Annotated in this window: 10 protein-coding genes; 1 reads left to right on the top strand and 9 read right to left on the bottom strand. The window is 47.5% G+C overall.

Annotation, left to right across the window (positions count from 1 at the left end):
- The coding region (locus KDK18_RS08300; protein WP_257254436.1) for a hypothetical protein at positions 1-3,300 on the top strand (3,300 nt) is incomplete at its 5' end.
- A gap of 100 nt (positions 3,301-3,400) precedes the next feature.
- Here the strand turns inward: KDK18_RS08300 and KDK18_RS08295 are convergent.
- From KDK18_RS08295 to panB, 9 genes are all read right to left on the bottom strand, one after another.
- Entirely contained in the window at positions 3,401-4,036 is a 636-nt protein-coding gene (locus tag KDK18_RS08295; RefSeq protein WP_257254435.1) for a hypothetical protein, read from the bottom strand.
- Between the two features lie 9 nt (positions 4,037-4,045).
- The gene (locus tag KDK18_RS08290) at positions 4,046-5,047 is read right to left on the bottom strand and encodes a 5'/3'-nucleotidase SurE (protein WP_257254434.1); all 1,002 of its coding nucleotides are present in this window, start codon (positions 5,045-5,047) and stop codon (positions 4,046-4,048) included.
- A 103-nt stretch (positions 5,048-5,150) separates the two neighbouring features.
- Positions 5,151-6,182: a hypothetical protein gene (locus tag KDK18_RS08285; protein ID WP_257254433.1), complete on the bottom strand. Its 1,032-nt coding sequence runs from the start codon at positions 6,180-6,182 to the stop codon at positions 5,151-5,153.
- Between the two features lie 19 nt (positions 6,183-6,201).
- The gene (locus KDK18_RS08280) at positions 6,202-7,050 is read right to left on the bottom strand and encodes a phosphate/phosphite/phosphonate ABC transporter substrate-binding protein (RefSeq protein ID WP_257254432.1); all 849 of its coding nucleotides are present in this window, start codon (positions 7,048-7,050) and stop codon (positions 6,202-6,204) included.
- A gap of 263 nt (positions 7,051-7,313) precedes the next feature.
- Complete coding sequence (locus KDK18_RS08275; protein ID WP_257254431.1) at positions 7,314-8,222, bottom strand: 3'-5' exonuclease; 909 nt, start codon at positions 8,220-8,222, stop codon at positions 7,314-7,316.
- A gap of 166 nt (positions 8,223-8,388) precedes the next feature.
- The gene (locus KDK18_RS08270) at positions 8,389-9,531 is read right to left on the bottom strand and encodes a serpin family protein (protein ID WP_257254438.1); all 1,143 of its coding nucleotides are present in this window, start codon (positions 9,529-9,531) and stop codon (positions 8,389-8,391) included.
- Between the two features lie 463 nt (positions 9,532-9,994).
- Positions 9,995-11,638 carry a glucose-6-phosphate isomerase gene (gene pgi, locus KDK18_RS08265; RefSeq protein WP_257254430.1) on the bottom strand — a complete coding sequence of 548 codons (1,644 nt, stop codon included), beginning with the start codon at positions 11,636-11,638 and terminating at the stop codon, positions 9,995-9,997.
- A gap of 73 nt (positions 11,639-11,711) precedes the next feature.
- Complete coding sequence (panC, locus tag KDK18_RS08260; protein WP_257254437.1) at positions 11,712-12,563, bottom strand: pantoate--beta-alanine ligase; 852 nt, start codon at positions 12,561-12,563, stop codon at positions 11,712-11,714.
- A gap of 122 nt (positions 12,564-12,685) precedes the next feature.
- Complete coding sequence (gene panB, locus KDK18_RS08255; RefSeq protein WP_257254429.1) at positions 12,686-13,480, bottom strand: 3-methyl-2-oxobutanoate hydroxymethyltransferase; 795 nt, start codon at positions 13,478-13,480, stop codon at positions 12,686-12,688.
- Positions 13,481-13,552 lie beyond the last annotated feature (72 nt).

Below are 13,552 nucleotides of genomic sequence, written 5' to 3'. Positions count from 1 at the left end.
GATGCTAACGTTCAGGCTGAACTGGAGAAAATGGATGAGCGTATTCAGAAGGATTACCAGCGCATCTGCGAGCTGCATGCCCAGCTCTGTGAAGTTTTGGAGACTGTCAGGCAGACTGAGGTTTCATTAGGAAAGGATATTCCCTTCTATGACCAGGCGTTAAGAAGTCAGCTTAAGGATCAGGAAGCGATACAGGTAATGGCTAATGAGCTTCTGGATGAATTCGGAACGTTAAATGAATCCTTCCTTGCTGAAATCCAGCGAAGAAGTCAGCGGCGCTCACAAGCTTGCGATCCAAACTTACCAAGGGCTGTCTTTAAGGTTTTGAGTGACCAGGTTCGCTCACTTGAGAATGAGTTGCGTCAGAAGACTTTAATGATTCAAGCTAAAGGTGAGGAAGCTCATGAACTGGATAGAAAAGTTCAGGAGCTTACACGACAGACTGAACACAATGAAAAGCAAATGATTCAGGCGCTGACTGAGCAGGACAGAATGAGAGGTGTTGATAAATTAGTCAGTACTTTAAAGGCAGATTTATCCAAAGCCCACCGTCATATAAGTATCTTTCAGAAAGCCATTGATAAACTCAATGATCAAAAAGCTAGAGACGCCGAACGTGCTGACCAACTGAATTTCAAACTAAACCAGCTCACTGCCCAGTTACGGGATCAGCAAAAGACGGAGGGGCCAGTTTCCGGACCGGGGCCTGAAAACATTCGATTGCAGACAGAGTTGCAAAGTCCAGAAGCCAGCTTCAGATCAGCACCAGACGTTCTGGAGACTCTGACAGCGTTGCAGCATAAAAACGATCAGTTAGAAACGCTGACAAAAAAACAGACGGAAGATTTGAATAAAATCAGGGATGAGCGAGATCAGGCCCGTGCAAGGGCATTGATTGTTGAAGGGCAGTTAAAAAACCACTGTGCAGAAATGACGAAAGTCATGGATGAGACAAAGAACGCCGAAAAAGGTTTGAACCTCCTGAAAACTCAGATTGAACAGCTGCAATCCCAACTGGATGGAGAGCGAAAGCGCAGTGGCAAGTTGCAGGCCGACAAACTTTCTTCTGACACTGAGGTGCGTCGTCTTAGAGCCCAATTCGCCAGTCAAGTCTCTGATGAAAGAATCCAGGCCAGTCATGCCAATATCCAGCTTTATAAGGAGCTGGAAGAGAAGAAGGCGGAGTACGAGAAAGAAACAGCTCATTACCGCGAGCTGTCGACCCAGTTTAAGTCTCTCGATCTTGCTATGAAAAAGAAGAGTGAAAAAGCGTCCGGGTATTTTGAAAAAAGCCAAAGACTGGAGCAGGCACTCAGACTGGGTGAAGAGCGTTTAACCGAGCTTGAATCTCAAAAAACTCAATTGGAAAAACAGTTAAAGGATACCCAAACCCGGCTAAAAGGTTCTAACGGTCGTATTTCAGCGCTGGAAGTTTGGTTGAATCAGCAGAAGACAGAACTTGAACAACTGAGAGTCACGGGAACTGAACTGAAAGCCAGCAAAGAGAAGCTCAACCAGGTTCAGACTGATCTGCGACAGACCCGGTCGCTGTTGAAAAAGACGGCTATGGCAGAGCAAAGCGCAAGGGAAGCGCTGCAGAAGAAAGAGGGTGAAGTGAGAGCCTGGGTGACTGAATCCAGGCAGTGGAATACCGCCAAGGCAACTCTGGAAGGGCAGGTTGAAACGCTGCAAGCTGGATTGCGCAGACACATGGAAGATAAGCATAAAGCGGACAAGGAACTCGCCGAACAGGTCAAGAGCTTAGAGGTTATGGCAAAGAAGCTGTTGGCAGCAGAAACAAAAATGAAACTGGCTTCCAGTCAGCCTCAGTCAGACCAGAGTTCACAGAGGCAGCACATAGAGTCGCTGACCGCTCAGGTCACTGAACTGAAGCTTCACAAAAAGAAAGCTGAAGATGCGCTGCAGTCATCCGAAGCAAGATTCAGGAAGGACTATAGCCAGTCTGAGGATAGAGTGAGTGAACTGACACAGCAGCTTATTGCCGTGAAAGCAAAACTGAGCAACGTGTCCGAAGCGGAACAGAGAGCGATCAGTGAAGCGGCTCAAGCCAAGTCAGGCTATAAAAAGTTTGAGAGTGAGTCTGTTCGTCTGGGACAACAGGTAGACACGCTCTCTGAAGAGGTCCGCCAACTTACGGATGAGAAGAAAAAGGCCAAAATGCAAATTGAGAAAGAACGGCTTGAGCTGAGAAGTGAGGTAGCCATGCTGAGGGAGAAAGCCTCAAAAGCCGATACCATTGAGCAGGAGCTGAAGCTTAAGCACAAGGAGATCTCTGATCAAAAGGCTCAGCTTTCCCGGGGGGAGAGAGAACGCAGAACTCAGCTTGAACAGCTCAGGCAGGATTTGGACGAGTCCCGGCAAAAGTTTCATGAAGAAGAGGCGGCTAAATTAGTGTTTCAATTAGACTACAATGCTGCCAAAAGCCAACTGGAGCTGTTGCAGCAACAACACGCTGAGGCCATGGCTGAAATTGACAGGTTGAAAGCTTTGTCCGAAAACAGCGGGCAGGCTCCAAGGCTTGGCCCTGGTTTTGATTTCCGGGAGTCAGGCGTTGAGTTTGACGATGAAGGAGCCTATGTCAGTCTCAGTACCGCCACACATCAACCCAATTCTTTAACTCAGCTTGTTTCTACGATCGATGAAACAAGTTTGACCGATCTTCAGGCTCATGGTCCTCGAGGTGTCTCTCGCTTTGAATATCAGGATCTTATGAGGAAAAAGAATGAGTTGGAACAGCAAATCTCAGAGCTCAGGGAAGCACTCAGAATGGCTCAAGATCATGAGAAAGAGCATAAAATGCGAGCCCGTCAGGCCGCCTTGGAAGTGGGAGAAATCAGGAAGCAACTGACAGAGCTTAAGGCCGAAAATGAGCAATTTGCACATATGGCAAGTGACCGGGAAGAAGAGGAGAAAAAGTGGCGTGAAGAGGTCAGGAAACTGACCAAAGCAAAGGCACAGATTGAGCTTGATACACAGGCTGAGCTGGACGAAGCCCGTGAATTTGCTGAAAAAGCCGGGCGTCGAAATGCTGAGCTTGGAACAGAAGCGAGGCACTTGAGGAGCAAGTTGGAGGATCTGGAGTTTCGCCTGGAAAGAGACATGCCAGCTGTCATGCAGGAGAATCAGGACCTGAGCCAGCAGAATGAAGTACTCAGGACGGCATTTCTTGATTTGGTAGGTGTATTCAGAGAGAAACTGTCTGAAGCGGATCCGGATCAGCAAGCGCTTGAAGACAGGCTTTTGAAGATGCAGGCGATTTTATTGCCGCCGCAGCAGTAAAGCGTTGCCTTGTTGGGTCAAAAAGCCATCGAAAATTAAAGCCGCCCAAACAGGGTTGTATGGGCGGCTTTTTTTGAAGTGGTTGACGGGTAAATGTCGTCTAACCTTTAAACCAGTAACCCGCAAGCAAAGGACTGGTCGATGTCACCTTAAGTGTGTCACCAGTCGCCTCAAGAGTTTCTGGCTCGATCATCGCTATTTCGTCTTGATTAAAGCAGAAGCCAGCGTCGAATTTGATTTCATTGGGTCCCATTTTTTGTCCATACTGCATGCAGTCTGGCAGCTCAAAATAGACCTGCTCTCCAGATTGAACAATGGTCAAGGTGGCACCAGCAGAATTACTGTATGTGCCGCTCACATTTTCAATTGCGATCCAGTCATCCGGGCTGTGCATTCTGAGTTCAAACGAGTCTCCATCAAACTCGCAACGGTATACATCACCGAGCTGACACTGAATATTACCTTGATTGAAGCTCAGGCTACTCGTTTGTTCGTTATAGTCACCTGTGTAAACGGTAGACGACTCATCAGCTTCAGTTACAGTGAGATAGAATGCACCTTCGTTTACAGTGAGCCCGAGATGTACCGGCTCCTGGTCGACCAGCTGGCTGCCCACATATTGACCTTGATATTCGGACACAAAGTCGCTCTGACTCATAGTCGAGTTGTCGTCCGTGCCATCGTTACAGCCTGCCAGAACGGTGGCGGCAGCACTTAGCAGTAAAAGCTTTTTCATGCTGCCTCCTTAAAACAATTCGTTGAGCATGTAGCGAACCCACTCAGACTTGGCAACAGAACCTTGGACATTGGCTTGAATAGCGCTGATGGTGACATAACCCTGGCCGACAGCAATGCCCTCACTGTTTTCAGACTGATCAGCGTACTCAGCGTCAGAATCCATGCTGATACCTGCTTTGTCCTTATACATTTCTTTGGCGATGGACATGGCTTCATCCATGGTGAGGCTTGGATCATTTTCTATCAATTCGATTGCCACATAACCCATGAGCATGTCACTTGATGACAAGTCGTCAGTGAACTTGACGATCATGTTGTCGTGGCCCGCATTCCAGCCTACTTGGGTGTGTTTGAAACCGCGGTGATTGGCAGGATCTTCAGGAATGTTGACATTGAGGCCCGTGAATTTTGGCAGTATTGGTGCCCCATCTTTTGTCTGGGGAACCAGCTTATCAAGCAGTTCTATGACAATGTTAGCAACATGAGGCGCTTTGTCTGCCTCACCGTCATAAGCGCTGACGGCGATGGCAGGAATACCACGTGCGATAGCTGCGTTTGTTGCCCCCAGGGTGCCGGACATGTTGGTTGAAAAGCCAACATTGTTGCCTTCATTGGGGCCGGAAATAACGAGGTCAGGCTGTTTACCCCAGCGTTCGTTAGCATACACATCAATACCGTAAAGCGCAGCCATGGCCGGCGTACCTTCGACATAGTCTTCAAATGCAACGCTAGTGTCTGTGTCACCGACACAGACCTGGTCTTTATCGATTTGCGTGCGATCAACCGAGACCGACTTCATAAAGTGGACAGCACCACCTTTACCACTTTGCCCCGTGCATGGTGCCGACATGATGACGTCATGACCTGCCGCCTTGAGAGCAGCATGTAGCGTCTGAATATTGGTTGTCGACCAGCTGTCATCGTTGGTCAAAAGAATATTCATTGCGTTTGCTTGGGCACTAACCCCTAAACCGATGGCCAATGCCAACGCAGCAAATCTGGTGTTCATAGTTTATCCCTTTGTGTGCTTGAAAGTTGATAACCAAGCTAGAAGGGATTGATGACGGTTATGTTAAAACAAGCTTTCTAAGCTTTTAGAGATATCTTTAAATTTAACTGATTGTTTTTATTAAAAAATTATCATCCATGAGTGCGTGTTGATAGCGCCCGGTTTTTTGGTCTCTGCTTTTTACGAACAAGTACGCTTGGGCCAAGTCGCCAAAGTGCGCCCTCATTTCTTCTTTAATTTTGTTCCGGTTTTGATCAAGCGTTCTGGCTTTCAGACCGTGTTGCTCTAGTTCATTGATTGCTCGCGCATGCCCCCTGTAAGAACGCATGATCTGTGCTAACTCGTGTCCTTTATCTGTATCGGGTCTGGTACTGCAAGGATTGATATAAGCAGGCAGGCCATCCAGGCTACGCTTGGCGTACCAGTAGTAATAGAAAAATGGGGTCTTAGACATTTCGAGAGTATTGTCACCAATACTGACAGTGTGTTTGGAAAGGTTGAGCGCGGCTTTAGTCACAGAAGAAACATGAGGTGATGCCGGCTCAGTGTTTTTCGTAAGCACGCCACTCACCTCACTACTATCTGCTGTTATTTCGTGCTCCGAGCTAATAGGTTTATTCTCTGGTACTGCATTGGTTGCCGATTTTATCTGGGCCGGTCTGCCTGTTCGGTGCAATTGGAGATAGAAAACGAGCCCTGCAAGAGCACTAAGCGTTGCCATCAGCAACAGGGCTATCTCAGAATGAACGACAGAAATCTGCCAATCCAGACTAAAGGCCTGCTTATTTAAATAGAATGATAAATCTGAGTCTTGTGGTGAGGATTTTGGAGTTAGAGATATCTCTAAAACCTCAATATCACTGAACATCGAGATATTGGCCAGCGATATTATATTTGCGCTCTCTATCCATGCTTTCAATGTCATTGCACTGCGTTTTAAAAGTTCCTCCTTATCGTAACTATTTACCAGGGCGGCGTTGAGTGCGTCGGGTAAATACTCTTCAAGAGCAGACTGTATGACATAATTAAGTGCTAGCTCGTTAGCATGGCATAGCAATGTGAATATCAGGCAGGTGATGACCAGTGACAGTGCACATGAGCGGTATTGATTTGGCGTGGCGTGATAGGTGTTCATAGTCGTAAATAGTGTGCTGCTATGAGCAGGCATCCGTTGCCATAGTAGTTTTGATTAGCAGATTACCCATGACAGGAGACTGTTGGTGCCTCTCGAGTAAAGATTGACTGGCTTCACATCTAAGTGCTTGACTCAATGCTCTGGACAGGTACCAGCTTCCCGCAGAAGGAATGGTTTTCAGTTCAAAACGCTGCTCAGGTGGCCAGTCGGTCAGTTCAGGCTCAATACCGATAGCGGGAATAAAATCGACTTGGTTTTTGACAAATGCTTCAACCAGATCGGCTCGATGATTGAACCACTTTGTTTCACTATCATTAAGGACAACGCCGCGTTTTTTGAGCTCGATTTCAGGTACGAGAAAACCTGACTGGCTTCGCTTATCGTCCAGTAATCCAATATTGCGTTTATATAGTGTTGCTGAAGATAGTTGATAAATGGGTATGTGGCCGTACAGATAGATGGTGTAGGCTGGCAGCACTAAGGTCTCTTGATAGAGAGACTGCGTGTCCGGAGCCAGACCATTGAGTACTCGAGGTCGGCTGAATAGGAGATCAAAATGTTGGGATAAGAGATCATCAGGCGTAAGATGCTCCCTGGGCTTCCAAGATAATTCAACCCGAGCGTAGTCGCTTCCCGTTAACACCGATTCACAGAATAAAGCCGCCATAGCTTCTGCTTGCCAATCTGAAGGGGTATAAATGCGAAATGTCTTGTCACCTTTAGATACATCAACCTGACAGCTCAGCTGGTTGAGATTGATTCGGTCTGTCTGCAAAACAGAAAAGGGTAGCAGAAGTAATGTGCCTGATAACAATGAGGCAACGAAGAAGCTCCATTGAGTCGCACGAAAAAGGGTATTCCTGTGCATAGTTCTCCCTTGAGTGTCAGGAAAGACTACACGACAAATGTTACGTTTGAATGACTGGGAATCAGGCGCCAGGCCCGAGCCCCCCCATGCACGATCTCTATTGAGCTGTCTGCTTATCCTTTCAAAGGCTGGTGTGGACTGCGAGCGACTCAGACCATGGAGGGGCTGTTGGAGCGAAATTTGCCGTCTTGTTGTCATGAGGTGGCCGGTAAAAATGCTTTATCTCAGATGACCGGATTTTGCGAGGTTTTGCGACACCCTCTTTAGCGCGGGGGGATGTCAACAGGTTCAGTGGTTGCGGCCATGGTTTTCAATATGCCTAGTGTCATACGGCAGTCTGCCAGGGCCCTATGAGCCTGCCCCTCAACTTTCACTCCCATATAGTCTGCTGCTGCAGTTAGTTTCTGATACTGCCAATCTTCCTGGTAGTGATTCCATTGGCCGTAGTAGGCAGCGAAAAGTTTCATAACGCACCCTATCCTTGAGCACTGAGAGTCGAAACGATCAAGGCCAGAGCTTTGCAGGATAACTCTCTTGTCGTAGTCAGCGTTATACATTAACAGTGTTCTGTCTTTTATAACTTTAAGGAAGTCGTCATGGATTTCGGCCCATGCAGGGGCATTCTCTACCATTTCATTAGTGATGCCATGAATATCAATGGCTTCCCGGGGGATTGGTTTTGCAGGTTTTACCAGGGTGTCCAGTAGTATCTTTCCGGAACTGTCAATTATGCTGATCTCTACAACTTCGGCGTTCTTATTCAGGCCAGTGGTTTCAGTGTCGAGGTAGATGGGGTCATAACTCAGCCACTGCCTTGCAAGCCGTGCATATTTATGGCGATTATGAGCGAGTTCTTTAGAGATAATCGTGTCAGCACTTTTAATCACCTTGCAACGTTGAGATTCTATGTCTGAGTCATCAGTTAGTGGCCTTTTCTGTACTTTGGAACTATTCTCACAACCCCTGTGATTAGCGTCATCTGTCTCAGAAGACGTATTAACAATGCGATCTGCGATGAAAGTAGCAGATGCCTGGTTATATTGTTGTGCTGTCAATTTTGGCTGAGGATAAACGGCCTCAACACCGGAGCCCGAAGAATCCCCATCACTATTATCTTGTGTAAGGGTGTAAGTCGTTCCAACGTGACCAATGCCAGTCTTTGGTATATCCATACATAAAGAACTCCTTAATTCGTTTTAATTGAAATCCGTTCTCGAATTTCATTTTTTTCCTCAACTGGATACCCTGTACATCCAGTGCGGGGAGGAGTGTTGACTTGCTCGCCAGAGCAAGCTCCTGCCGGATGGCAAGACATTCAATGGCCTTCTGTTTTTGTCTTTAAGGTTCACCTTGAAACTCAAAAAAGCTGCCATCCTTTATCATCATCTCAAGCAAGCGATTACCTTGTCTGTCCACAATAGCAATGTAGCCAGGGCAGTCAAAGTGAAAGTAACACCCTTTGGACATGCCCCTTAGCCTTCTTGTTGCGGCAGTGGCAACTGTACCATGAGCGCCTTCTTCATCAACAGATAAAGAGACCTTCTGAAGTATTTCCAGCTGCTGACCTCCCGGTTTGCCTAATCTTGATAAATCTTCAGCCTTTATTATGTCGGTTCCAAATGTCTGAGAAATTTTGTCGAGTAAGTGAGTATCACAACTATCCGTCATTTTTATTTTGGGCAGCTTTAGATCCAGCTTCACTTCACGATAGTTTAATCTGTCAATCAGATGGTCAATTGTTTCATAATCAAGTTTGTCGATCGCCGTCGGATTTTCTGAATCAGCTGGTGTTATTGCGACTAATTTAAGATCTTCACCATTCGCAGACCGGAATTTTTTGCCAATGGCACCAAAATCTTTGTTATGAACAAATTGAAGTATTTCAGTTGAACACATCATAATGACGTTTTTAATAATGCTTCCATTTGCGCAAAGAAATCTGCCGGGGACCGTTCTGTGTTTAGGCATTTCGTGCTCCCAGATACCCCGGAACTCCATCACATTCGCTATAACCGCTGTAATTCTGTCTCGTTCTCCTTGAGAAAGACCACCAAACAACGATTTAATTTTTCCCCGGGTTTTCTCATTGACGTAAGCATCTGTGACATCGGCCAGCCAACGGCCTTGACAATCCAGCTTTTCGGTTTGATAACATTCAGACAGTATTTGATTAAGCTGCTCATTATTGAGGGTATTGGCAAAAGCTAATAAGTTAGCGCAAGAGATTGCCTGTTCTTCATCCGGATGCTCACCATAAGCGTGTTTTACGCTGAATTCACCGAGTTTTTTATGGATTTCAATCTCCAGCTCATCCGTCAAGGAATCTGCAGGGATTCCCAGAACCAATGCTTTCCTCTCTTTATCATCCATACACGCCAGAAGCATACCCAGAACCGGAGCCAGGCTGGTAGCAGACACTACCTTGCTTTTGTCGTCCTTTACGCCCTGAGTGCCAAGGATTCCGAATGATACTTTATCCATCAGTTTTTTAACAATATCAGAAGCCTGTGAAGTAACCCCATAGGATGTACCCGACAGATTTAATGGCTGCGATGTAAAATTCATCGAGTTGATTGAATGTCTAACAGGTTCCATAGTATTTTCTCCATTAGTTTGAAATTGATTGATTAGATTAGAATCAACTCACCGCTTCCATGCTTTGCAAATAGTTGTAATTTTGGTTTTTTCTTAAGTTAAGTATTTGTCGTTAAAATGTCACTAACCGATTAGTTAGTTACGATAACTCTTTGTTCCCGGTAATAGAGTCTGGTTCCTGTTATCGAATAAGCGTAAAACCCCGTACTTTGAGAGGGTGTCGCAAAACTCCAACAATTCGTTCCCACGCTTCTGAGGTCGTCATTCCCGCGAAGGCGGGAATGACGGGAGAGTAACCAACCTTTTGCGACAGCCTCTTAAGGACAGGGAGGATATCAATCAGTGTTAATCAGGCATTAAAACGCTTAAAACGATTAACCAGTCCATTGGTGGAGCTGTCCTGATCGGAAGTCATACCGCTCTCTTTCAGGCGGTCATAAACCCGGTTGCCCAGAATCTTACCCAGTTCTACGCCCCATTGATCAAAAGAGTTGATCTGCCAGAGGGTTCCCTGAACAAAGACTTTCTGTTCATAGAGTGCCACCAGGGCACCCACGACTTCCGGAGTGATTTTCTCAGGCACAATCATATTGTTGGGACGGTTGCCGGGAATCACCTTGTGAGGTGCCAGAACATCAACATCGGCACTGCTCATGCCCGCCTTTGTTAACTCGTCACGGACTTCATCCAGATGCTTACCCTGCATCATGGCCTGACTTTGGGCCAGAGCGTTGGCGAATAGCCAAGGATGCTGTTCTCCCAGTGGATTATGGCTGGTAGCCGGGGCAATGAAGTCGACAGGAATCAGTCGTGTACCCTGATGAAGCAGCTGGTGATAGGCGTGCTGGTCGTTGGTGCCTGTGCCACCCCAGATAACGGCACCTGTCTGGTAATCGACCTTGCTGCCGTCCTTTCGGGTCTGCTTGCCGTTACTTTCCATATCCATTTGCTGCAAATGGCCCGGGAGGTCACGCAGGAAGAAATCATAGGAAATGACGGCCTGGGACTCTGAGCCAAAGTAGTTCTGATACCAGACACCCAGCATACCCAGGATAACCGGCATGTTTTTTTCCAGAGGCGCTTGGGCAAAGTGCTTATCCATCTCCCAGGCGCCTTTCAGCAGTTTCCGGAAGTTCTCAAAGCCCACTACCAGACTGATCATGAGTCCAATGGTGGACCACAGAGAGTAACGGCCACCGACCCAGTCCCACAGTGGCAAGGTGTTTTCCTGGGCGATACCAAACTCGTCAATGGCTTTGAGGTTGGTAGAAATAGCCACAAAGTGTTTGCGAATGTCGGACTCAGCACAACCTTTTGCCAACATCCAGGCACGGGCAGCCTGAGCATTCTGCAAAGTTTCCAGTGTGCCAAAGGATTTTGAAGCCACGATAAACAGGGTCGTTTCCGGATCAATTTTGCAGAAAACCTCGGAAATTTCGTTCGGATCAATATTAGCTACATAGTGATGTTCGAGCCCATCAACGTGGAAGGGCGTCAGGGCATTGATGGCTGTCTTCAAACCCAGATAGGAGCCGCCAATACCAATGTTAACAATGTGTTTGATGGATTTGCCGGTAAAACCTTGCCACTCGCCGGAATGGACTGAGTCAGTAATGCCTTTCATGCGCTCGTGGCTATCACGAATTTTGGGCATTACATCTTCGCCGTCTACCAGAACCGGGTTTGTGCCAAAGCTACGCAGGGCTGTGTGCAGAACGGCACGCTTCTCGGTGTTATTGATTTTCTCACCCCGAAACATGGCCTGAATCGCTTCTGGCAGTCTGGCCTCTTCAGCCATCTTCATCAGGGAAGACATTACGTCGTCGTTAATCAGGTTCTTGGAGTAATCCAGAAACAGGCCAGCTGCTTCCAGGCTGTAGCGTTCAAATCGATCCTTGTCAGCCGAAAACAGTTCTCGCAGGTGAGTCCCTGCCATTTTTTGTTTCAGGGTTTCCAGTGATGAAGATGAGGAAAGATGTTTAAGAGGGGTCATGATGCAATTCAACCTCTGGAGGGTGAGTAAATACTGCCGGGGTTGTGCACAACAGTCGGCAGTATTCGGGTCATTACAAATTGATAGTAATGTTATCAATCAGTCGGGCTTTGCCCAGGTAACCGGCTGCAAGAATGACTAGCTGCTGATCTTCAGGGCCTGCTGGCAGAAGAGTGGCAGTACTGCTGATGTTGAAAAAGTCCGGCTTGAATCCAGCCTGGGCCATTGTTGCAAAAGCGTCACGGCGCAGCAGATCATAATCACGCTCACCTGCCTGAATAGCCTCACGGGCAGATTGCAGGCAGCGATAAAGTGTAGGAGCTATCTCTTCACGTTCTTTCTGCGTCAGATAACCGTTACGGGAACTCATAGCCAGTCCGGTATCTTCGCGGGCAATAGGTGCACCAACAATCTCAACAGGTATGCACAAGTCTTTGACCATTTTGCGAATAATTGCCAGCTGCTGAAAGTCTTTTTCCCCGAATACAGCCACATCGGGGCGAACAATATTAAACAGTTTGCTGACCACAGTCGCTATGCCAGTGAAAAAGCCCGGACGGCTCTTACCACAGTGCATGCCATCAAGCTCTTCGACAGTGACGTGGGTGTGGTGTTCGCTGCCTTCAGGATAAATTTCTGTCGTCTGGGCGGTGTAGAGCAGGTCTACTCCCTGCTCGATCAGCAGCTGCTGATCCTGCTCCATAGTACGAGGATAAGAGTCATAGTCTTCATTTGGGCCAAACTGCAGTGGGTTAACATAAATGCTGACAACGACCACATCGCAGAGTTCCTGGGCTTTTTCGACCAAAGTCAGATGACCGCCATGCAGATTACCCATGGTTGGCACGAAACCGACGGTTTTCGCTTCAGCTCTGCAGGCTGCTATCTCAGTCTGGATTTCAGCGATGGTATGAAGTGTTTTCATTGTGAGTAACCAGACGGTCAGTGACTTAAAAAAACCAGTATTTTTGGCTTTTGGCGGTTTCAGGATAGTGTTGATCATACCACTCAGCCAGATCATTCAGGAACCTGACTGAATAGAGAAACTCAGTTGAAACTGTGTTCCGACCCCGGGAAAGTACCGTCTTTCACCTCCGCAACATACCGGGCCACAGCTTCCTGTGGAGAGGTGCTGTCCCGCATGTAGTTTTTGACAAACTTGGGCTTGCGACCCGGAGTGAGGTGGAGCATGTCATGTATAACCAGAATCTGGCCATCGGTTCCGTCTCCGGCACCAATGCCAATGACCGGGATTTCCACAGCGTTAGTGATTTCCCGTGCCAGATCATTGGGCACACACTCCAGTAGTAACATGGCAGCACCGGCAGCCTGAAGCTCGATGGCTGCCTGAATCATGCTGTTGGCTCTTTCCTGTTCCCGACCCTGTACTTTGTAGCCGCCAAAGACATTAACAAATTGTGGGGTCAGCCCCATATGAACGCAGACAGGTATACCTTGTTGCCGGAGACGGGTCACGATGGGAGGCAACCAGCCTTCACCTTCCAGTTTCACCACTTCGGCACCGGCCTGCATGATTTTGGCAGCACTGATCACTGCCTGCTCTTCGGTAGCGTAGGAAGCAAAAGGAAGGTCTGCCATGATCATGGAATCGTGGGCTGCCCGAACTACACAGCGGGTGTGATAGCACATGTCGTCGACGGTAACGGGAACCGTACTGCTATTACCCTGTATGACGTTTCCAAGGGAGTCTCCTACCAGAATGACTTCAACCCCTTGAGTGCTGACCAGATGGGCGAATGTCGCGTCATAGGCAGTCAGGCTGGTAAATTTCTCGCCGGATTGTTTCATTTCGGCCAGGGTTTTCAGGGTTACTTTAGCCATCTATCAGGACCTTAAGCCTTTTGTGTTAACCAGAGAGTGCTTTCTGCTATTAAAAATAAGCTATGTGCACAG

Source organism: Endozoicomonas sp. SESOKO3, from assembly GCF_024606255.1.
This window is presented reverse-complemented; position numbering and strand designations above follow the sequence as displayed.

Excerpts from the sequence above, each read along its gene's own strand:
- KDK18_RS08295 (WP_257254435.1), bottom strand. The coding sequence starts at position 4,036 with ATGAAAAAGCTTTTACTGCTAAGTGCTGCCGCCACCGTTCTGGCAGGC.
- KDK18_RS08290 (WP_257254434.1), bottom strand. The coding sequence starts at position 5,047 with ATGAACACCAGATTTGCTGCGTTGGCATTGGCCATCGGTTTAGGGGTT.
- KDK18_RS08285 (WP_257254433.1), bottom strand. The coding sequence starts at position 6,182 with ATGAACACCTATCACGCCACGCCAAATCAATACCGCTCATGTGCACTG.
- KDK18_RS08280 (WP_257254432.1), bottom strand. The coding sequence starts at position 7,050 with ATGCACAGGAATACCCTTTTTCGTGCGACTCAATGGAGCTTCTTCGTT.
- KDK18_RS08275 (WP_257254431.1), bottom strand. The coding sequence starts at position 8,222 with ATGGATATACCAAAGACTGGCATTGGTCACGTTGGAACGACTTACACC.
- KDK18_RS08270 (WP_257254438.1), bottom strand. The coding sequence starts at position 9,531 with ATGGATAAAGTATCATTCGGAATCCTTGGCACTCAGGGCGTAAAGGAC.
- pgi (WP_257254430.1), bottom strand. The coding sequence starts at position 11,638 with ATGACCCCTCTTAAACATCTTTCCTCATCTTCATCACTGGAAACCCTG.
- panC (WP_257254437.1), bottom strand. The coding sequence starts at position 12,563 with ATGAAAACACTTCATACCATCGCTGAAATCCAGACTGAGATAGCAGCC.
- panB (WP_257254429.1), bottom strand. The coding sequence starts at position 13,480 with ATGGCTAAAGTAACCCTGAAAACCCTGGCCGAAATGAAACAATCCGGC.